The sequence below is a fragment of the Bradyrhizobium cedriense genome, from assembly GCF_054602315.1.
On the sequence record NZ_JBTSWB010000002.1, the window covers coordinates 918,664 to 938,661 of the forward strand.

General features: G+C 64.5%; 21 protein-coding genes and 1 riboswitch. Of the genes, 9 read left to right on the forward strand and 12 right to left on the reverse strand.

Annotated elements, in window-relative coordinates; translation table 11 throughout:
- Positions 1-92: 92 nt before the first annotated feature.
- The gene (gene pdxH, locus ACYCVF_RS10570) at positions 93-734 is read right to left on the reverse strand and encodes a pyridoxamine 5'-phosphate oxidase (protein WP_459602320.1); all 642 of its coding nucleotides are present in this window, start codon (positions 732-734) and stop codon (positions 93-95) included.
- Positions 735-847: 113 nt separating this feature from the next.
- Here pdxH and ACYCVF_RS10575 point away from each other — a divergent pair, with 113 nt between their 5' ends.
- Both ACYCVF_RS10575 and ACYCVF_RS10580 read left to right on the forward strand, forming a co-directional pair.
- Complete coding sequence (locus ACYCVF_RS10575; RefSeq protein WP_459606550.1) at positions 848-1,255, forward strand: RT0821/Lpp0805 family surface protein; 408 nt, start codon at positions 848-850, stop codon at positions 1,253-1,255.
- A 108-nt stretch (positions 1,256-1,363) separates the two neighbouring features.
- Positions 1,364-2,329: a DnaJ C-terminal domain-containing protein gene (locus ACYCVF_RS10580; RefSeq protein ID WP_459602324.1), complete on the forward strand. Its 966-nt coding sequence runs from the start codon at positions 1,364-1,366 to the stop codon at positions 2,327-2,329.
- A gap of 344 nt (positions 2,330-2,673) precedes the next feature.
- Here the strand turns inward: ACYCVF_RS10580 and ACYCVF_RS10585 are convergent, their stop codons facing one another.
- Entirely contained in the window at positions 2,674-3,444 is a 771-nt protein-coding gene (locus ACYCVF_RS10585; RefSeq protein ID WP_459602326.1) for an anti-sigma factor family protein, read from the reverse strand.
- 105 nt (positions 3,445-3,549) lie between these two features.
- Entirely contained in the window at positions 3,550-4,038 is a 489-nt protein-coding gene (locus ACYCVF_RS10590; RefSeq protein ID WP_061027364.1) for a sigma-70 family RNA polymerase sigma factor, read from the reverse strand.
- A gap of 170 nt (positions 4,039-4,208) precedes the next feature.
- Here ACYCVF_RS10590 and fabI point away from each other — a divergent pair, with 170 nt between their 5' ends.
- The 4 genes from fabI to ACYCVF_RS10610 all read left to right on the forward strand — a co-directional run bounded on the left by fabI (position 4,209) and on the right by ACYCVF_RS10610 (position 8,061).
- Positions 4,209-5,024 (forward strand): enoyl-ACP reductase FabI, encoded by an 816-nt coding sequence (fabI, locus tag ACYCVF_RS10595; RefSeq protein WP_459602328.1) that lies wholly within the window; start codon positions 4,209-4,211, stop codon positions 5,022-5,024.
- Between the two features lie 12 nt (positions 5,025-5,036).
- Positions 5,037-5,636 carry a histidine phosphatase family protein gene (locus ACYCVF_RS10600; protein WP_459602330.1) on the forward strand — a complete coding sequence of 200 codons (600 nt, stop codon included), beginning with the start codon at positions 5,037-5,039 and terminating at the stop codon, positions 5,634-5,636.
- A gap of 87 nt (positions 5,637-5,723) precedes the next feature.
- Complete coding sequence (gene aroC / locus ACYCVF_RS10605; RefSeq protein ID WP_459602332.1) at positions 5,724-6,812, forward strand: chorismate synthase; 1,089 nt, start codon at positions 5,724-5,726, stop codon at positions 6,810-6,812.
- A 61-nt stretch (positions 6,813-6,873) separates the two neighbouring features.
- A complete protein-coding gene (locus ACYCVF_RS10610; RefSeq protein WP_459602333.1) occupies positions 6,874-8,061 on the forward strand; it encodes an adenylate/guanylate cyclase domain-containing protein in 1,188 nt (395 codons plus the stop codon).
- On the opposite strand, the gene ACYCVF_RS10615 is transcribed toward ACYCVF_RS10610, so the two are convergent.
- The 4 genes from ACYCVF_RS10615 to ACYCVF_RS10630 all read right to left on the reverse strand — a co-directional run bounded on the left by ACYCVF_RS10615 (position 8,058) and on the right by ACYCVF_RS10630 (position 12,000).
- Entirely contained in the window at positions 8,058-9,212 is a 1,155-nt protein-coding gene (locus ACYCVF_RS10615) for a sensor histidine kinase (RefSeq protein WP_459606551.1), read from the reverse strand. The genes ACYCVF_RS10610 and ACYCVF_RS10615 overlap by 4 nt on opposite strands.
- Positions 9,213-9,944: 732 nt before the next feature.
- Positions 9,945-10,250 carry an ATP-dependent Clp protease adapter ClpS gene (gene clpS / locus ACYCVF_RS10620; protein WP_459602337.1) on the reverse strand — a complete coding sequence of 102 codons (306 nt, stop codon included), beginning with the start codon at positions 10,248-10,250 and terminating at the stop codon, positions 9,945-9,947.
- A 126-nt stretch (positions 10,251-10,376) separates the two neighbouring features.
- Positions 10,377-10,760 carry a fluoride efflux transporter CrcB gene (gene crcB / locus ACYCVF_RS10625; RefSeq protein WP_459602339.1) on the reverse strand — a complete coding sequence of 128 codons (384 nt, stop codon included), beginning with the start codon at positions 10,758-10,760 and terminating at the stop codon, positions 10,377-10,379.
- Positions 10,761-10,791: 31 nt separating this feature from the next.
- Complete coding sequence (locus ACYCVF_RS10630; protein WP_459602341.1) at positions 10,792-12,000, reverse strand: MFS transporter; 1,209 nt, start codon at positions 11,998-12,000, stop codon at positions 10,792-10,794.
- Between the two features lie 101 nt (positions 12,001-12,101).
- A riboswitch (Fluoride riboswitch) is annotated at positions 12,102-12,177 on the reverse strand.
- A gap of 265 nt (positions 12,178-12,442) precedes the next feature.
- Here ACYCVF_RS10630 and ACYCVF_RS10635 point away from each other — a divergent pair.
- Both ACYCVF_RS10635 and ACYCVF_RS10640 read left to right on the forward strand, forming a co-directional pair.
- Entirely contained in the window at positions 12,443-13,306 is an 864-nt protein-coding gene (locus ACYCVF_RS10635; RefSeq protein WP_459602343.1) for a DUF1194 domain-containing protein, read from the forward strand.
- Between the two features lie 166 nt (positions 13,307-13,472).
- A complete protein-coding gene (locus tag ACYCVF_RS10640; protein ID WP_459602345.1) occupies positions 13,473-14,108 on the forward strand; it encodes a hypothetical protein in 636 nt (211 codons plus the stop codon).
- 4 nt (positions 14,109-14,112) lie between these two features.
- Here ACYCVF_RS10640 and ACYCVF_RS10645 read toward each other — a convergent pair whose 3' ends face one another.
- Both ACYCVF_RS10645 and ACYCVF_RS10650 read right to left on the reverse strand, forming a co-directional pair.
- Entirely contained in the window at positions 14,113-14,958 is an 846-nt protein-coding gene (locus ACYCVF_RS10645) for a nucleotidyltransferase domain-containing protein (RefSeq protein ID WP_459602347.1), read from the reverse strand.
- A 407-nt stretch (positions 14,959-15,365) separates the two neighbouring features.
- Positions 15,366-16,424, reverse strand: a complete 1,059-nt coding sequence (locus ACYCVF_RS10650) for a class I SAM-dependent methyltransferase (protein WP_459602349.1) — start codon at positions 16,422-16,424, stop codon at positions 15,366-15,368.
- 201 nt (positions 16,425-16,625) lie between these two features.
- On the opposite strand from ACYCVF_RS10650, the gene ACYCVF_RS10655 reads away from it, so the two are divergent.
- The gene (locus ACYCVF_RS10655) at positions 16,626-17,228 is read left to right on the forward strand and encodes a hypothetical protein (RefSeq protein WP_459602351.1); all 603 of its coding nucleotides are present in this window, start codon (positions 16,626-16,628) and stop codon (positions 17,226-17,228) included.
- Between the two features lie 92 nt (positions 17,229-17,320).
- On the opposite strand, the gene ACYCVF_RS10660 is transcribed toward ACYCVF_RS10655, so the two are convergent.
- Genes ACYCVF_RS10660 through ACYCVF_RS10670 form a run of 3 tightly spaced genes read right to left on the reverse strand, consistent with a single transcriptional unit; the run spans position 17,321 to position 19,878 of the window.
- Positions 17,321-18,568, reverse strand: coding sequence for a class I SAM-dependent RNA methyltransferase (locus ACYCVF_RS10660; protein WP_459602747.1), 1,248 nt, complete (start codon positions 18,566-18,568; stop codon positions 17,321-17,323).
- Entirely contained in the window at positions 18,561-19,295 is a 735-nt protein-coding gene (locus tag ACYCVF_RS10665; RefSeq protein WP_459602353.1) for a TlyA family RNA methyltransferase, read from the reverse strand. The genes ACYCVF_RS10660 and ACYCVF_RS10665 overlap by 8 nt, the downstream gene beginning before the upstream one ends.
- Before the next feature lie 28 nt (positions 19,296-19,323).
- Positions 19,324-19,878, reverse strand: a complete 555-nt coding sequence (locus tag ACYCVF_RS10670; protein WP_459602355.1) for a nucleoside 2-deoxyribosyltransferase — start codon at positions 19,876-19,878, stop codon at positions 19,324-19,326.
- Positions 19,879-19,998: the final 120 nt, after the last annotated feature.

Here is a 19,998-nt window from a genome sequence, read left to right on the forward strand (position 1 = left end):
GGTCGGCCCAAGGCTAAAGATCAAGGCTAAAGATCAAGGCTAAAGATCAAGGCTAAAGATCAAGGCTAAAGGTCAAGGCTAAAGATCAAGGCTCAAGGATACATCCGCGTCTTGGACCACTTCTGGCCGGCGGCGTCACGGCGAAATTCGATGCGGTCGTGCAGGCGGAATGGGCGGTCGTGCCAGAACTCGATACGCAAGGGCGTGATGCGCCAGCCGCTCCAGCCCGACGGCCGCGGCACGTCGCCGATGACGTATTTCGCCGCAACCTTGGCGAGGGCTTGTTCGAAAGCGAAGCGGCTCTCCAGCTCTTGCGACTGCTTGCTCGCCCAGGCGCCGACCTGGGCCTGCTTGGGACGGGTGGCGAAATAGGCGTCGGCCTCGGCGTCGGTCACCGGCGTCACGTTGCCGCGGATGCGGACCTGACGGCGCAGCGACTTCCAGTGAAAAAGTAAGGCCGCCTTAGGATTTGCGGCGAGTTCGCGGCCCTTCTGGCTGGCGATGTGGCTGTAGAAGACGAAACCTTCGGCATCGAAGCCCTTCATGAGCACCATGCGCACATCAGGCAGCCCGTCGGGGTCGACGGTTGCGAGCGCCATGGCGTTCGGATCGTTCGGCTCGCTCTTGATCGCCTCGTTCAGCCAGGTCTCGAACAGCGCAAATGGCTCATCGGCAGCGGTGAAATCACCGGATGTTAAGGGTGTCTGGTGTTTCATCGAGGTCGTGTCGGTCATGTCCGGAGTCCGAGTTGCGTCCCGCGGCCCAAAACGCGTTGTTGTCCGCTACCGCTCTATATAGAGCATGGGGACGCGTTGGCCTATCAGCGATCCGGCCGTGCGGCTTTGTCATGACGGTCATTCTCCTCGGGCTCGGTTCCGGGGGGTGCAGCTTTTCCCGCAATGACCAGAAGGCCTACGCCAAGGCGGACGACAGCGACCTCACCGGCTCGATCGCGCGCCCGGCAAAGGACGCCCCGCCGACCGAGACTGATCTTGCCTTCACCCGCAACGCCGCCACCGACGTCCTCAGCAAGGGCGACAGGGATTCCAGCCAGCATTGGGAGAATCCCGAGACCGGGGCGCGCGGCTCGGTGACGCCGATCGCCCAGTCCTATGCCGCCGACGATGGACGCAAATGCCGCGACTTCCTGGCGAGCTACGTCAACGGCAGCACCGAAAGCTGGATCCAGGGCGCCGGCTGCCAAAGCAGCCGTGGCCGTTGGGAGATTCATACGCTAAAGCCGTGGCGGAGCTAGGTTCAGCGCGCGCTCCTAGTTGCAAAAATGCCACTCTCTTCCCACATGACACGCAGGTGGGGCGGGGAGCCCTTTGAACAATTCGATTTTTTGAAGGAGACGTGACGAATGCGCGACCCCTATGAGGTCTTGGGGGTGCCGCGGAGCGCCAGCGCTGCCGCGATCAAAAGCGCCTATCGCAAGCTGGCCAAGAAGCACCATCCCGACAGCAACAAGGGTGACCCGAAGGCGGCCGAGCGCTTCGCCGAGATCAACTCGGCGAACGAGATCCTTGGCGACGAGGACAAGCGCAAGCAGTTTGACCGCGGAGAGATTGATGCCGAGGGCAAACCGCGCTTCCAGGGTTTTCCGGGCGGCGGGGGGCCGCGCGGCCGCGCGGGTCCCGGCGGGTTCGAAAGCTATACGTTCCGCAGCGGCGGTGCAGGTGGCGGTCCGGGCGGTGGCGCGTTCGAGGATATCCTCAACAGCATGTTCGGCGGCGGGATGCGCGGCGCCCGGCCTGGAGCTGGCGGCGGAGCCCAGTTCGAGTTCGATACCGGCGGCATCGGGCTCGATCTCGATGTGAATGTTGCGATGTCGATCTCGCTTGAGGAGTCGGTCAAGGGTGGCGAGAAGCGCGTCCGGCTGCCGACGGGCAAGGAGCTCAACGTCAAAATTCCGGCTGGCGTCACCGAGGGCCAGCAGATTCGGGTGCGCGGGCAGGGCGAGAGTGCGCAGGGCCATCCGCCCGGCGATCTCCTGATCACCATCAACATCGCACCGCACCCGTTCTTCAAGGTCGAGGGCGCCGACCTCCGGATCGACCTGCCGGTCACGCTCTACGAGGCGGTGCTCGGCGGCAAGGTTCGCGTGCCCACTCTCGGCAATGCCGTGGAGCTTTCAATCCCGAAAAACACCTCCAGCGGCCGGACCTTCCGCCTGAAGGGCAAGGGTCTGCCGAAAGCGGGTGGAAGTGGGGATCTCTTCGTTACCGTCAGGATTATGCTACCGGACGGGAACGACGCAGAGCTTGAGGCATTGATGGAGAAATGGCGGGACCAACATCCCTATAATCCGCGCAGCGGACTCGGCTAGGGCGCTATCCGAGGCCCGCTCTACGATCGGAGCATTCTCTTCCCGAACGGATGATGCTCAGCTGAAGTGCGCATAGCGCTTCGACGTCGACGTGTAAGACGCGTCGGCTGTCCGGCGGGGCAGCCGATAAGAGGTGCGGCCTCGAGAGGGGGACCAGCGCGGTACCAAAAACCCCAATCGAGGCCGCCCGCGTCGATCGGCGGATCGAACGCTGCTCATTTTCGCGTGATCATCCGGTGCGATAATGAGACGCGCCGATGTCCTGATTCCAAATTTTCAATGACGGAATCTGGGCACGGTCCTTTCGGCGCGCGAAAGCGTTGCTTCGGTTGTGCCACGGTAGCTCAGGTGCCGTTCTTCTCTGCCTGGTCGTAGACGGCCTGCGCCACCTTGGTCAGCCGGTCGCGATCGCTGCTGCCGCTGACGACGTAGCCCACGCCGCGCTCGGCCCAGAACAGCGCACCATCCTTGTCCGTCTTCGCGTAGCGCATCTGTGTTGCGCCGCTCTCGGTCTTGGCGCTGTAGATCGTGTAACGTTCGCCCGAGGCTCCCTCATACATCAGGAACGACGCGGGACCGTTCGGCCCCGGCAGAAGCCGTCCGCCGACGAGCTTCAGCCCGCTGGCTTCCAGGTTCGGCGCGAACACGGTCCAGCCGCAGCGCCGGGTCAGCCAGGCCTGGAGATGATCACGCTCATTGCCGCCGACTTCGACGGGGTGGCGGACCTCGACGACATAGAGGCGGTGGGCATCGAGCGCGTCCGCGGTAAAGTTCTGGAAGGTCGAGGGCGCGTTGGCGGTGCCATGTGCGACCCAGCCGGCCGCGCCGCCGGCGACGAAAGCAACCAGCACGGCCGCGGCGGCGCGATAGAGCCATTGCCGCGGGCGGCGCTCGAGCCGCTCCAACTCCAGCCGTGCCGGTACCGGCTCCTGGGCGACGGCGTCGTAGCGGACGTGCAGCATCTCGGCCATGGCGCGCCAGGACTGCACGCGCTCGGCCTCGTCGGGATGGGCGGCAAGCCAGGCCTCGACGTTGGCGCGGCGCTCGACCGGCAATTCGCCGTCGACATAGGCGTGCAATTCGTCCTCGGTCACTGGGATGTTGCGGTCGTTCATATCCGTCGTCTCTGGCTCTGCGGCCCAAAAAATCGTTCGTGACTCAACTTCGCTCGCGCCCTCGGCTGGTTGCGGGCGCAGCAGACGCGATGCATCACCCTGTCCTCATTTCACCCGCCTGAGCGCCGGGCGCTCACCCTCCAGCGAGGCTTTGACGTGGGCGCGGGCACGGGCCAGGCGCGACATCACGGTGCCGATCGGCACGCCCTGGATGTCGGCGACCTCGCGGTAGCTCATGCCTTCCAGCATCACCAGCAGCAGCACCGAACGTTGTTCCTCGACGAGGGTGGCCAGCGCCTTCTCGATGTCGCGTCCCTCGGCCTCCGTCCCGCTGGCATCCGGGTTGTTCTCCGTCAGCGGCATGAATTGCGGCCGCCTTGCCAGCGAGCGTCGCCGGTTCTTGTTGAGGTTGGTCAGGATCGTATAGAGCCAGCTCCTGACGTCGCCTCCGAGAAACAGCCGCTCCGAGCGCAGCGCGCGTACCAATGTATCCTGGACCAGATCGTCGGCCGAATCCGCATCGCGCGTGAGCGCGCGGGCGTAGCGCCGCAACGCCGGGATCATGGCTTCCACACTCTGGCGAAACGCATTCATTGCGGTCTTGACGTCCCGGTGTTCGGCGCGAGCGCCTCAATCATCATAACACCCGAGCGGAACAGCTATTCCGGCGCTCGAAACAGCGTTAACGCCGCGTATTAGGACTGTACCGCGGGGGAGGGCTGGTGTACCTCCAAACCTCAACGAGCTCGACGGGACGTTCACAAATGGCGCAGAATTCAGGTCTGATGCAAGGCAAGCGCGGGGTGATCCTCGGCGTTGCCAACAACCGCTCGATCGCCTGGGGCATTGCCAAGGCATGTCACGCAGCCGGCGCCGAGCTCGCCTTCACCTATCAGGGCGACGCTCTGAAGAAGCGGGTCGAGCCGCTCGCCGCCGAGGTCGGCGGCCTGGTGCTCGGCCATTGCGACGTCACCGACGCTGCAACCATCGACGCGGCCTTCGCGGTGCTGAAGGAGAAGTGGGGCAAGATCGATTTCCTGGTGCACGCAATCGCCTATGGCGAGCAGCTCGACGGCCGCTACGTCGACACCACGCAGGAGAATTTCTCGAAATCGATGCTGATCTCCTGCTATTCGTTCACCGCCGTGGCGCAGCGCGCGGAGAAGCTGATGACCGATGGCGGGTCGCTCATCACGCTCAGCTATTACGGTGCCGAGAAGTGGATGCCGCACTACAACGTGATGGGCGTGGCCAAGGCGGCGCTCGAAGCGAGCGTGCGCTATCTCGCCGCCGACCTCGGCGAGAAGAACATCCGCGTCAACGCCATCTCGGCAGGTCCGATTAAGACACTGGCCGCCTCCGGCATCGGTGACTTCCGCTATATCCTGAAATGGAACGAGTACAACGCGCCGATGCGGCGCAACGTCTCGACCGAAGACGTCGGTGGCAGCGCATTGTATTTCCTCTCCGACCTCTCGCGCGGCGTCACCGGCGAGGTGCATCACGTCGATTCCGGCTATCACGTGCTCGGCATGAAGCGGCCGGATGCGCCGGATATATCGCTGGGCGGAAAGGACTAGCCATAAGCTGGAATGCCCGTGCCCACGATCTACTTCCTTCGCCACGGCGAAACAGAATGGAATGCGCTCGGGCGGCTCCAGGGCACCAAGGACGTCCCGCTGAACGCACGTGGCCGCAGCCAGGCCGTGCACGCGGCTGATGTTCTCGCCGATCTGTTCAGGCGCGACCGCAAGGACAAGGCGGCACTGCCTTATGTGTCCAGTCCGCTCGGGCGCGCGCGGCAGACCATGGAAGTCGTCCGCGGCAAGCTCGCATTGCCGCTTGCCGATTATTCGCTCGACGACCGCCTGCGCGAGATCGGTTACGGCACCTGGGAGGGGCTGACGCTGGCCGAAAGCGAGGCCTCCGATCCAGATGTCTATACGAGACGCCTTGCCGACAAATGGACGGTCGCGCCCGCGGGCGGGGAGACCTACGCGGCGGTGCAACTGCGCATGCTCGACTGGTACGAGTCGCTTCTGGTCGACACCGTCGCGGTCGCCCATGGCGGCACCTGCCGGGCCCTGATGGTGGCCTTGGGGATCGAGTCCCCCCTCAGTGCTGCCGAACTCTTTATCGAGCAGGGCGCCGTTTACGTGTTCCGCGATGGCCGGCTGGAGAAGCATAGCTAAAGCGGTTCGCCGTCTTTAGGCGGCTGCGGGTTTGACCCCCGGCCCCCCGCGCGTTACCACACGCCGGAACCGAGCCAGCGAGCAGCGATGTCGTTCAACACCTTCGGCCATATGTTCCGCGTCACCACCTTCGGCGAAAGCCACGGGGTGGCGATCGGCTGCGTGGTCGACGGCTGTCCGCCCATGATCCCGCTCACCGAGGCCGACATCCAGCGGGACCTCGACCGCCGCCGTCCCGGCCAGTCGCGTTTCACCACCCAGCGCCAGGAGCCGGACCAGGTGAAGATCCTGTCCGGCGTGATGGCGCATCCGGAAACGGGCGTGCAGGTGACGACGGGCACGCCGATCGGGCTCCTGATCGAGAACACCGACCAGCGCTCGAAGGACTATTCAGAGATCAAGGACAAGTTTCGGCCCGGTCATGCCGACTTCACCTATGAGGCGAAGTATGGCCTGCGCGACTATCGCGGCGGCGGTCGCTCCTCGGCGCGCGAGACCGCGACGCGGGTGGCCGCCGGGGCCATCGCGCGAAAGGTGTTGCCCGACGTCAGGGTGCGGGGCGCGCTGGTGCAGATGGGCCCGCACAAGATCGATCGCGCCAAGTGGGACTGGGACGAGATCGCCAGCAATCCGTTCTTCTGTCCGGACAAGGACAAGGCCGCATTCTTCGAGACTTATCTCGACGGCATCCGCAAGAGCGGCTCCTCGATCGGCGCGGTGATCGAAATCGTCGCCGAAGGGGTGCCGGCGGGCCTCGGTGCGCCGATCTACGCCAAGCTCGACTCCGATCTCGCGGCCGCGATGATGACCATCAACGCGGTGAAGGGCGTCGAGATCGGCGCCGGGTTCGGCGCAGCCGAACTCACCGGCGAGGAGAACGCCGACGAGATGCGTACCGGCAATGACGGCACGCGCTTTCTGTCCAACCACGCCGGTGGCGTGCTGGGCGGCATCTCCACCGGACAGCCAGTTGTGGTGCGCTTCGCCGTGAAGCCGACCTCGTCGATCCTTCAGCCGCGCCGCACCGTCGATCGGCAGGGCAGTGACACCGAGATATTCACCAAGGGCCGTCACGACCCATGCGTCGGCATTCGCGCCGTTCCGGTCGGCGAGGCCATGATGGCCTGCGTGCTGGCCGATCACTTTCTGCGCGATCGCGGGCAGGTGGGACGTTGATGTTGCGGTACTAGCCCACCGCGCAGCTTGACGGGCCCACCACTTCATCCGCAAATGGGCTATGAACACCTCCGAGCTCCAGCGCGTCTGCAACTGGCTAATCGATGGCGCTGGGTCGGTTGATCCGGCCGAGATGATCGCCGATTTCTGCGAACGTCTGATCGCGGCCGGCCTGCCGGTGTGGCGGTTCGGCCTCTTCATCCGCACGCTGCATCCCGAAGTCTTCGGCCGCAACTTCATCTGGCGGCAGGGGCAGGAGGTCGAAATCGGCAGCGTCGACTTCGAGATCCTGGAGACACCCGAATTCGCCCGCAGCCCCCTCCGCATCGTGTTCGAGCAGGGTGTTGAGGTCAGGGGGCGCGCGAACGATCTCGACGGTCAGCGCTTTCCGTTTCTCGACGACATGCGCGCTGAGGGTGCGACCGACTATATCGCGGTGCCGGTGCCATTTCTCGATGGCTCCCTCCATGCGACGAGCTGGATCACGCGGCGTCCCGGCGGCTTCAGCGACGACGACATCGCGTCGATCCGGGCCATCATCGCGCCGCTCGCACGCGTTAGCGAGATCGTCAGCCTGCGCCGCACCGCGGAGATGCTGCTCGACACCTATGTCGGCAACCGCGCCGGCGCACGCATCCTCGGCGGCCAGATCCGCCGTGGCCATACCGACACCATGCAGGCGGCGATCTGGCTCTCGGACCTGCGCGGTTTCACCGCGCTGTCGGACCGGCTGCCAGCCGAGACCGTGGTCGAGATCCTCAATGGTTATTTCGACTGTCAGGTCAGCGCGATCCGCGCCCATGGCGGTGAGGTCCTGAAGTTCATGGGCGATGGCCTGCTCGCGGTGTTTCCGATCGACGAATATGTCGGCGACGTCACGCATGTCTGTGGGCAGGTGCTGAAGGCGGCGCGCGAATCCCGCGCCAGCGTCGAGGCGCTGGCGCACCCGGTCGGCGACGCCGTCGAGCGCTTCCGCTTCGGCGTCGCGCTGCATGTGGGCAGCATCCTGTACGGCAATATCGGCGGCGGCAACCGGCTGGACTTCACCTGCATCGGCCCCGCCGTCAATCTCGCCGCAAGGCTCGAGAAGATCACGGGCCGCTTGGGGCGCACGGTCGTCGCCTCGGAAAGTTTCGCCAATGTCAGCCGCGAAGGCTGGCACGAACTCGGCGAATTTCCGATCGCAGGGCTTTCGAAATCCCAGCGGGTCTACGGGCTGACCGAGGAAACGCCCGTCGCGATGGCCTAAGTCGCCATGACAGATCTCAGCGGGACGTCCAACCGGTAGGCAAATCCGGACGGTTCATAGGCCAAGTGCACCAGGCCGTTCAGTTGCTGGCCGAGCGCCTCGATCATCCGGGTTCCGTAGCTCCGCCGGGTCGGCGGCACTACCAAAGGGCCGTCACTTTCGCTCCAAGTCAGCCGCAGTCTCTGGTCGTCTACGGTCCAGGCGATTTCGACATGACCGAAGGAATTGGAAAGTGCGCCGAATTTCGTCGTGTTGGTGCAGAGTTCATTGAACGTCATCGCCAGCGCGATGACAGCACCGGAAGTGATCCTGATGTCGGGCCCATTGAAATGGAATCGTCTGCTTCCCTGAACGTCATACGGGTCGGTGGCGCCGCTCAGCGTGTGAGTCAGACTGGCATTCGCCCAGCTGACCTGCATCAGCAGGTCGTGGGCTCGTCCCAATGCCAGCAATCGACCATCCATGGCCTTCTGCCCCTGTTCCAGATTGATCGCTGCCCGGAAGCTCTGCGCCGCAATTGCGCTCACCGTTGCGAGCGTGTTCTTGACGCGATGATGCAGCTCCCCGAGGATGAGCCTCTGAAGCTTGTCGGCGGCCTCGCGTTCTTGCGCCTGGATGCCGGCTTGGGCAAGCAAGACCTTGGCGTCGGTGCCGGCCTGCTCCAGCAGCAGCCGCAGGTTCTCGTTCTCCACAGCCAGAAGCGCCTCTTGCGGCGAGCGAGGCATCTGAACGTTGTCCTCGGCGGAGGCCGTGACCGGAACGATCTCCAGCGCCCCGACCCCGATCATTGCCTGCAGCTGAAGGATCATCTCTTCGACGCTGAGCGGCTTCCGGAAGAAGCGGCTGTTCGCGGGCGTGTCAGCTTCAGCCGGCCTTACCTGACCGGAGACCAATACGATCTTGATGCCAGGCCAGCGATCGTGCACCGCGTGGGCCAGCTTCAGGCCGTCCATGGTTCCGGGCATCTGGATGTCGCTGAACAGGAGCGATATGTCCGAGCGCGACTCGAGAATCGAGATCGCTTCGTCGGCGTTGACGGCCTCGACGGAGCGGAATCCTGCATCCTCCACGATGTCGACGGCTCGCATGCGCAATATCATCTCGTCTTCCACGACGAGAACGTTCGGCAATGACGTTGAAGTTGTTGACATCCGAGCACGACGCTTCCTGCATCAGCCGACAAGTCGGGCGCTGCTTCTGGGATTGTTGGTCTAACGGCTGGCAGTCACCAAACGGGCTTCTCGAACTCTGACGTCCGACTCACCGCGGTTCAGGCAGCGCGCCTCGAAATTCGGCCAGGTCTGGCTCCCGCAATCCCGGTCAGCGGCATGCCGTGGCAGCCGGTCCGCCTTCGCCAAGGCAGTGGTTTCCCCCGCCTTCACTTGAGGAATCATACTGGGCACTACGATTGCGCAGACTCCCAGGAGCACGAAGATCGACAAGGCTGTAAGCGATTTCATCATCGGGTGCTGCGCTCCTGCTTGGCCGCTCCCGCTGCGTTCGGGGGACTCTTAGTTCAACAATCAGGACGTGATATTGTTCAATAGATACAACTTATATTCGAGTCGTGGTCGGCGCGTGTGCCGCGCTTGCGCTCGAGCGACGTCACGGCAGTGCGCCTAAAATGCACTTCGTCGCAAAGAGGCCAAACCAGCGGGGCTGGTTTGCCACTTGCTCGGACCTTTCAGGCTCGAAGAGCTCAGCCGCGCTGATGGTGGCTCACGATGCGCTTCTTGGCGGCCAATAGATACGAAATTCGGCAGAGCGGTTCGAAGCGCAGCATCCTGGGCAAACGGGCCGATCACACGGCCGAACTGGCATCCGACGGATTTCGAGGCGGGCATCCTGAAGCAATACGCGCGGAGAGCCTGGTACGACGAGCCCTATTCTTCCGGCTCGGTCGTGAACAGCAGCGGATAGCCCTTGGCGCGTCCGGCGTCGGTGGCGCGCGTCGCCTTGGTTTCGGCGACGTCCTTGGTGAACACGGCGACGACGCAGGCCCCGAGCTTGTGGGCGGTGATCATCACTTTGTGGGCCTGATCCTCGGTCATGCGGAACTCGGCCTTCAGAACCCTGGTGACGAACTCCCGCGGTGTGTAGTCGTCGTTGACCAGAATGACCTTGTGCAGCTTGGGCCGCTCGACCTTGGTCCTGGTCCGCGTTTTCGGCGTGGTGACAGTGTCGGCCATCGTTCCCTGAAACGCTCCAGTGCTGATGAGCTTCCAGCCCGCTCATCATATTGTAGAACGCGCCGCTTCTCCAAGCTGGCGGACGCGCTCGTCATATGCCGGCGAGGATGGGCAGGAATGCGCCGCTTAGGGAAGAGCTCGAATGAGCTGCATCGCAGCGATGAGGGCACCCACGGACAGCACCACCGATGCGATCATATAGGCGGCCGAGGCCAAGGTCTGACCGCGCTCGATCAGGTACCAGGCATCCAGCGAGAAGGTCGAGAAGGTCGTATATCCGCCACAAATCCCGACGGTCAGAAATATCCGGGCGGCCTGCGGCAGGTTCCATCTGGTCGCGAACATCGCGGTGAAAATTCCGATCAGGAACGACCCCGTCGCGTTGATGATCAGTGTGCCCCAGGGAAAATCGGTGCCGAACAGCCGGCCCGAGCCGATCGCAACGAGGTAGCGCACGACCGCGCCGAGCGCCCCGCCGGCGGCGACCGCCAGAATGAATTGAGTGTTCAACGTCCCGTCCCCCACTTTGCGACGCGCATGATCATTTGTCTTCCATTGCCAGGCCGTTGCCGACGGTGAGCAGCCCCACGAGGGCGACAAGTGCGAAGCCAAGTCCTGCGAGGAATGTGCCAGCCGGACCATAGGCGTCCCATAGCGCGCCGGCGATCACGCTCGCGGCCAGCAAGGCGAGTCCCGTGAACAGATTGAAATAGCCGAACGCGGTGCCGCGCAGGCTCGGTGGCGCTGCGTCGGCGACGAGGGCCGACAGCAGCCCTTGTGTCAATCCCATATGCAGCCCCCACAGCGCGACCCCGAGCGCGAGCCCGGCTAGATTAGGCAGCAGCGCCAGCGCGAGGTCGGCGCCGGCGAGGAAGACGAGGCCGAGCGCGAGCAGGCCGGTGCGGTTGATCCGGTCCGACAGCACGCCGGCCGGATAGGCCGACAGGGCATAGACGACGTTCATCAGCACCAGCACCGCCGGCACCCACATCGCATTGAGCCCGATGTTCTGCGCGCGCAAGATCAGGAACGCCTCGCTGAAGCGCGCGAGCGTGAAGACGATTCCGACGGCTACGACTCGCCAATAGACCGCGCCGAGCTGCCGCATCGCGGCGGTGTTCAACGGATTCTTCGCAGGCTCCCGGCCCGGGTCCGGCTCGGGCTCGCTCACCGCAAACGTGATGAGGCCGAAGGACAGGAACGCCGGCAAAACCGCCACCCAGAACACGAGAGTAAAATTGTCAGCCGTCCACCACATCAGGGCGATCGCCGCGAGCGGGCCGACGAAAGCGCCGATAGTGTCGAGCGATTGCCGCAGGCCAAAGCTCGCGCCGCGCAGGCCGACTGGGGCGATATCGGCGATCAGCGCATCGCGCGGCGCGCCGCGAATGCCCTTGCCGACGCGATCGATGAAGCGCGCAGCCACCAGCCATCCGACGCTGGGCGCCAGCGGGAACAGCGGCTTGGTGAAGGCGGCAAGCCCGTAACCGAGCGCGGCGAGCAGCTTGCGGCGGCCGAGCCAGTCCGACAGTGCGCCGGAAAAGATCTTCGTGATCGAGGCCGTCGCCTCGGCAATGCCCTCGATGAAACCGACGGTGAGCGTGGAGGCGCCGAGCACGGTGACGAGATAGATCGGCAGCAATGCATGGATCATCTCGGAGGAGATATCCATCAGCATCGAGACGAAGCCGAGCACCCAGATTCCCCTGGGTAGCGAGGCGCGTGCAGCATTCGGTGTCGTCCTGGTCACGCCTTCGCGTTCTCCTCGGCCATTCTTCAGGCAACAAAAAACCCGCCGTCGGCGGGCTTGTCCACGCTCCCGCCAAAGGCAGAGGCTCAACGATTGCCTCACCTCAAGCAGGAGTCATCAGCCCACTGGTCACGGACCGCCGGGCGGTTGTCGGGGGACTCCATCCCCATCCATGCGGCAGCCTAGCATGGAAATTGTGCCGGACAAGTGGGTGGCCTGCGTGTCCCTACATCGCACCGTCATTCCGGGGCTCGCGAAGCGAGAGCCCGGAATCTCGGTGCCTGTCATCGCGCGTGTTCCGGTGACGCAAGCACGGCAACAGGGCGGCAGCTTTGCGCAGCGCTTGCAAATTCCTAACCCGAATGTGATGCGCAAGCGATCTTCGCACTTTGCGGCAAGGCAATTGCATGTCACCATCGCGTCATACGACGGGAGACTGCGAATGCGCATGCTGTTCTCGATCGGGGCTGTGCTGGTGGCCGGCATGTTTGCCGGAGGGGACGTCGCGGGCATCGCGGCACCAGGACCCAAATTCGAATCGCCCAAGAATCAATCGCAACGGCTTGCGGCCGACAAGGACGCGCAGACGGTCGATGTCGAGCTGATCCTCGCGGTCGACGTGTCCTACTCCATGGACATGGACGAGCTCGCGATCCAGCGCGAGGGTTATGCGCAGGCGATCCAATCGAAGGAGTTCCTGCAGGCGCTGAAGTTGGGCCCGAACGGCCGCATCGCGGTGACCTATTTCGAGTGGGCCGCCTCAAGCGACCAGAAGATCATCATTCCCTGGCGGCTGGTCGACGGACCGGAGACGGCGGATGCCGTCGCCGCCGAGATCATGAAGACGCCGATCCGGCGCGCTTCGCGCACCTCGATCTCCGGCGCGATCACGTTTGCGATGCCGCTGTTCGACGAGGATCCGTATCGGGGCTTGCGTCGCGTCATCGACATTTCAGGCGACGGTCCCAACAACAATGGCGGCCCGGTCACGGTGGCGCGAGATGCCGCGCTCGAGAAGGGCATCGTCATCAACGGTCTGCCGATCATGGTGAAGGAGCCGTCCTATTCGACCATGGATATCGACGATCTCGATCACTACTACGAGGATTGCGTCATCGGCGGCCCCGGCTCCTTCGTCATCACAATCAAGGAGCGGGACAAGTTCAAGGAAGCGATCCGCACCAAGCTGCTGATGGAGGTCGCCGGCCGCACGCCGGAGCGCCCCGTGATGCGCGTTGCCGACAAGGAGCCGCGCGTCAACTGCCTGATCGGCGAAAAGATCTGGTCCGATCGCTGGGGACGCTGAAGCTCCGGCTGAGACCTTTTGCCCATCCCATCGGCAGTTAACTTAACTGCTCGTTAACCGGTGCATGGCCCTAATCAGACGGTTTCCGTCGGTTTCCAGCGAGCATCCCGACATTGCTGGAACGAAGCGAAAAGCGGGTTCGTCGAACCCGTCTCCGAGCAATCCAATGGCCATCGTCACATCGAGCACCAACCAGATATCGCCCGCCAACGAGCGAATGTATCGCCAGAGTGCTCTGGTCGGTGACTGGAAGGGCAATTGGGTGGGCAACAACCAGCCCGTAAGCTTCAAGGTCGTGAACATCCGCGGTGCCAGGGCGCAGGTCGAGTACACCCATAACGGCCGCACCGAGCGCGGCTTTGGCGAGGTCAAGGGCACGCTCATCACCTTCGGCGGAGTTACGGTCGGCACCAAGGACGGCAAGAATATGGTGCTGCTGTTCTCGGTCGGCGGCGTTGGCAAGCAGACCGCGAATCTGGAGAAGCAGGAACCGCCGGCTTCCGATAGCCGTCTCATGGGAAGCTGGGGCGGCTATTCCAGCGACAACGGCAAGAGCGCGAGCTTCAAGGTGCTCTCCGTCAACGGCAAGGAAGCGCAGGTCAGCGTCACCACCGATGGCATCACCCGCCAGGGCACCGGCACCGTCTACAAGAACGTCATCATGTTCGGGCAGGCGCAGATCGCGACCGACGACGGGCAGAATGGCAAGATCATCTACCAGGTCGGCACGAAATCCTTTATGGTGCCGGTGACGAAATATCCGCCGGCGGATTCGTCGTCTTCCGTCGACAAGACGGCATAGCCGTTCACGGCGCTGTCCCGCAGCGTTGCGTCAGCGCCTTCAGTTCTTGATCGACTTGCCGCAGGATCGCGCTGGCCCGTGCGAAACCGCCGTCACCGACCAGTTGCCAGATCTGGTCGGACCGCTCCACCAATCGTGGGACCGCCAGTGGTAAGCCGGCTGCCTCCTGCAGCGCCCCCTTCTCGTTGATCAAATAGCGCTCGTTCAGAGCGAACAGCACCTGCGCGACGCAGGCGAGCGACCTGTAGAGGCACCCCGCGATGTGGCTCCGCTCGTTGCGTGCGGCTGCAAGCTCCGCATTCTCGATGCTGAACAAGACTTCCCACTGGAAGCGACGGATCAGGGCACAACGCAGCGCCTGCGGATAGGGAAGTGCGATTGTTTTGAGCCGCGCGATCAAGCCCTTCGGATCGTGCAGTTGCTGACAATACGCGATCTCGCCCATCCAGATCGCCGAGCAGAAGCCATGTGGATGACCGGGCTGGTAGTCCATGGTGACCACGCCGGCGCGGCAGGATTGCATCACCGCCTCGACCGCGTCGGCGTTGCGGTAGAGCAGGTCCACCTTGCGGCCTTCCACCGAAAGCCAGGCGCCGCCGACGATCCACGGGCCCCATTCTCCGACCGGCGTCACGGCCGTAGCGGCGGGATCGTCGGCGATGTCCTTCGCGGCGGCCAGCAAGCGTTCGGTATCCAGAGGAATCGCCGTCTTGAAATAGAGGCCGATATCGTAATCCGACGCAGCGTGCTCGCTGCCCCGCGCACGCGAGCCGCCGAGCACGACCGTCTCGACGCCCGGTACGCCGGCAAAGGCGGATGTCAGGCGCGTGAGCAGCGGATCGTGCGGCATGAACGGTGCGGCGCTACGACTTCGACGCCAGCGGCGGCGCGCTGTCGTTCGGCGCTTCCGCCTGCTGTGCCACGCCTGGACGTTTCATCGTTATCCTCCCGTTCCGGCAGACTCGTGCGGCCGTGCGATGGCCAGCTTATGTTGCGGCCCGGCACGTGCAAGACCTCGGCGCGCATGCCGGGCTGCGTGCAGGGGACCGCTCTCGCTTTCGAATACGGCTCGCCCCCGGGCTATGTCTGCCTCTGTCGAGAGGAGGTGTCCCTGCTTCTGCTGGCGGTGGCGAGCGCAGGATCGCCATTACGGCATGCGCGACTTCGACGCGGACGATGCCGACGGCAACCAGATGACTTTCGGGATGAACGTGGACGCCGCGGCCTGACAACATCGGCCGCGGCGTCCCTGCCGGGTCAGATCCGCGCCTCCAGAATCAGATTGAACGGGGTCTCGGCGGCGCGGCGGAAGCGCGAGAGGCCGCCTTCGCGTGCGACCTTGCGCAGCCTTGCCTCGCCAGCTTGTGCGCCAAGCGCGAGACCGACCTCCTGGTCGAGCGAGGCCGGCGTGCAGATCATGGTCGAGGCCGCATAATAAACGCGACCGACCGGATTGAGATTGTCTTCGAGGCGGTCGCCTGCGAACGGCTCGACCAGCATGCATGTGCCGTCCTTGGCCATGGTCTTTCGCACGTGGCTGATGGCGCCTACGGGGTCGCCCATGTCGTGCAAGCAGTCGAAGAAGCAGACGAGATCGTAGTTCTCGGCGGGATAAGTCTTGGCCGAGTGAACGGCGAAGCTGACCCGGTCGCCGAGCCTGGCCTCTGTCACGGCCTTTCGTGCCGCCTCGATCGAGCCCTCGTGATAGTCGAAGCCGTAGAAGCGCGAGTTCGGGAAAGCCTCCGCCATCAGCCGTGTTGAGACGCCGTGGCCGCAGCCGACATCGGCAACCTTGGCACCGCGCTTCAGCTTGTCCACGACACCGTCGAGCGCAGGCAGCCACTCCTGCACCAGATGATGCATGTAGCCGGTGCGGAAGAATCGGGCGGTGCCGCAGAATAGGCACTCGCTGCGCCGGTTCCAACCGACACCCTTGCCGGTCTTGAACGCGTCGGTGATCTTCGGCTCGTCGATAAAGGCAGCGGCAATGACATTACCGACCGCACCGAGGAACACCGGGCTGTCTTGGTCGGCAAGCGCCATTGCCTGCTCCGGCAGCATCGAGAATTCTCCGGATGCAGGATCATATTCGACGTAGCCGGATGCCGCCTGGCTCGCCAGCCATTCGCGGACATAGCGTTCCGTCGTGCCGGTGGCGCTTGCGAGCTCGGCGGAGCTCATTGGTCCCTTGGCGGCGAGGGCGCGGTACAGGCCGAGCTTGTCGCCCAACAGGACCAGCGATGCGTTCATCGCGGCCCCGACGTCGGTGATCATCTTGCCCATAAAGGCATTCAACTTATCGGTATTGACCTCCATGACAGCCTCCGTGCGTTGGCATTTTCAAGGGTCTGATAGGGGCGCGCGCGTGCGCGTCCCTCAAGTGGGTCCATCCGTCATGGGGCAGGTTCAATGCGTCAGAAAAGGTGATCCGGAACTCGGGGTGGCCACTGACATCGCGTCGCTGGCAATCTTGGCGGCCCGCGGGTATGATTTGGGGAGGTTCTGACGGTTCCCCGAATGCCAGGCTTTGCTGCTTCACGCGCGCTCGCAACCCTCTTCGCCGCGCTCTGCGTCGGCGGAGCCCCCGTTCATGCGCAAGTCGCACCCCTGAGATATTGGATCCCGGGCGGGCCTTTCGGCTTTGGCGACAGCGATGGCCGGGGCGCCGACACCTACGGCAATTTCCAGAGCTTCAATGCCGGCGATGGAGGGGCCGCCGCCAATTCTGCGAGCGGCTTCTTCGTCGGCAGCCAACGGGGCAACCTTAATTGGAGCGGACTCAGCCAGACTGGCCTGGCCGGGAATTTCAGCGCGCTCTCCTACGACAGCACGCAGTTCGGCTACAATACCAAGACGGCAGGCGGCTTGCCGGTCACATTCTTTGCCGGTTTCGAGACGCTGAAATTCGGCAACGGCATCGGCAGCTCGCTGGCGCCGCTGACCTCCAGCGCCGCGCCCGGTTATAGCGCCTTCGCGGGTGTCGAGTTCAAGCCGACCTCCAACCTCAGCTTCTCCTTCGGCGCCGGTTTCACCCAGCAGGACCCGGGCCGCATGGACAGCGATATCAGATCGAACATGCTGCCCGGCGAGTCGCCGGCGCTGAGCGGGCTTCGGCGCTAAAGCGTGATCTGGAAAAGCGTAGCAGTTTCCGAAAGGATCATGCTCAACAACAACCGAAGCGCGATGACGATTCATCCTAATCGCATCGCGCTTTAGCGCTTGAATTTCGCCACCAGCTCCACATGCGGCGTGTGCCGGAACTGATCGACCGGCACCACCGCCTCCAGCCGATAGCCACCGTCGATCAGCAGCCGCGCATCGCGGGAGAAGGTCGCGACGTTGCAGGACACTGCGACCACGACGGGTACCTTGCTTGCGGCGAGCTTCAGCGCCTGGGCCTGCGCGCCCTGGCGCGGCGGGTCGAACACCACGGCGTCGAAGTCGCGCAGCTCCTGCGGCACCATGGGACGGCGGAACAGGTCGCGCGGCTCGGACCTGATCGGCTTCAGACCCGGTGTGCGCGCGGCCTTCGCGAGGGCCGCGATGGCGCCGGCGTCGCTGTCATGGGCGGTGACTCGGGCCTTCTCGGCTAGCCTCAACGCGAACGGGCCGACGCCGCAGAAGAGATCGGCGATCTCCCTGGCCTTGCCGACGCGCTCGGCGACGAGGGCGGCAAGCGTCTCTTCGCCCGCCACGGTCGCCTGCAGGAACGAGCCTGGCGGCAGCGTCACATCCGCGCGGCCCATCTTCACCGTCGGCGGCAGGCGTTGCAGCACCAGCTCGCCGTGCCGCGTCAGCCGCGCCAGGCGGTGCTGCTCGGCGACGTGCGACAGCGCCGTCACCAGCGGCGTCGGCAGCGGACCGGTGCCGCGCACGTCGACGTCGAGGCCGTTGGCGGTGGCCGTGACCTGGATGTCGAGCGGCTTCGTCACCGGCATCTTGGACGTCAGCGGCTCTGCCAGGGCCCAGGCCGCGTCGAGCGCGCCATCGAGACCGGGATCGAGGATGGGGCAGCGATGAATCGGGATGACGTCGTGCGAGCTCGTGGCGGAGAAACCGACCTTGAGGATGTCATGCGTGCCGAACCGGCCGTGCAGCGTGATGCGTCTGCGCCCGGCCCCATGGGCGTCGACCAGCGGCGCCACCTCGCAATCAATGCCGGCCTGCGCCAGCGTTTCCACCACGATGTTGCGTTTCCAGGCGCGATACGGCTCAGTCGCCCAATGCTGAATGGCGCAGCCGCCACAGACGCCGAAATGCGGACAGAACGGCGCGATGCGTTCGGGGCTTGCGACGTCCACCGCGAGCAGCTTGCGGCGGTCGGGATGATGGCCCAAGACATGATCGACCTCGACGGTCTCACCGCCGAGCGTGTAGGGCACGTAGATGGCGTCGCCGGCACCGAGGCAGACGCCGTCGCCGCGATGGCCGACATGGTCGATCTTGACGCGTTCAACCACGGCGCGCCCCAAGGAAGAATTCGACATTGCCGTCGCCGCCGGTGATGGGCGAGGGGAATACTTCGATGTCGGTGCACCCGAGCGAAGCGGCAAAGGCCGTGATGTCGTCGCAGATCTCCCGGTGCACGGCGGCGTCGCGGATGATGCCCTTCTTGTTGTGCTTCCGGTCCGCCTCGAATTGCGGCTTGATCAGCGCCAGCAGGCTCATCGGCGCGGCCGCCAGCGACAGCCCCACCGGCAGCACCGTCTTCAGCGAGATGAAGCTGACGTCGATCACGACGACATCGGGCCGAGACGGCAGGCGCTTGCCCTCGTAGCTGCGGATGTCGGTCTCTTCCATCGACACGATCCGGGGATGATCGCGCAGCGAGCGATGCAGCTGGCTGCTGCCGACATCGATCGCGAACACCAGGCTCGCACCGTTCGCCAGCAGCACCTCGGTGAAGCCGCCGGTGGAGGCGCCGACGTCGAGGCAGACATGGTCCTCGATCTCGATCGGGTAGCGTTCCAGCGCGCCCGCGAGCTTGACGCCGCCGCGCGAGACGTAGGGGTGCGCGGGCTCGGCCTGAATCACCGCGTCCTCGGCGATCGTCTCCGATGGTTTCGCCACCTGCTTGTCATCGGCGGTGACGAGGCCGGCCTCGATCGCCGCGCGCGCCCGCGCCCGGCTTTCGAACAGGCCGCGCTCGACCAGCAATACATCCGCGCGCTTGCGGGCAGGGGACATCAGGCTCTCATGGGCACGATTGACATGCTTATGTAGCGATCAATCGCGCGGCCGCCATCCGGACGCAAGCCTCGAACGCGGCGAGATCGTGCCAGACGTCGATCGGCATCGCGGCCGGGGTCACCAGCGGGCAGCCGTGCAACTCCAGCGCATGGATCATCATGAGGTTGTCGACGAGGCCGAAATCCTCGACCGTCAGCCCCTGTGCATCGACCAGCCGGCCGTCCTCGGTGGTGACGTCCATGAAACGGCCGACGCGGTCGGCATAGGCTGCTCCGTCATTGGAATAGGCGAGACAGAATTTGCCGCGGCCGGCCATGTAGCCGAGCTCGTAGACGGTACCCGGATCGGCGCCGGCGCCGCGGAACGGGGTGAGGTTGGCAAGGATGGCAACCGCCTCGTCCATCATCGCCTCGTTGCCGCAGAAGATCTGCCGCGAGGCGTCGGGCGCGGCGAGGTCGATGGCGTTGTCGAGCGGATAGAGGCCGGTCAAGCCGTGAGCCGCGCAGATATCGACCTTGTGCCGACCTATCTCGAATGCGTCCGGCAGGAAAACGTCAGGGCCTGCCAGGTAGATTTTCATGGGCTCGTTGATCGACGACGCAATGCTCTGTCGCGGCATCGCCGGTGCAAAACCTCTCCCGCAGGGAGAGGTCGCGCCGGAGGCGCGGATGAGGGGTTACGCTCTCACGCGGGACCTGAA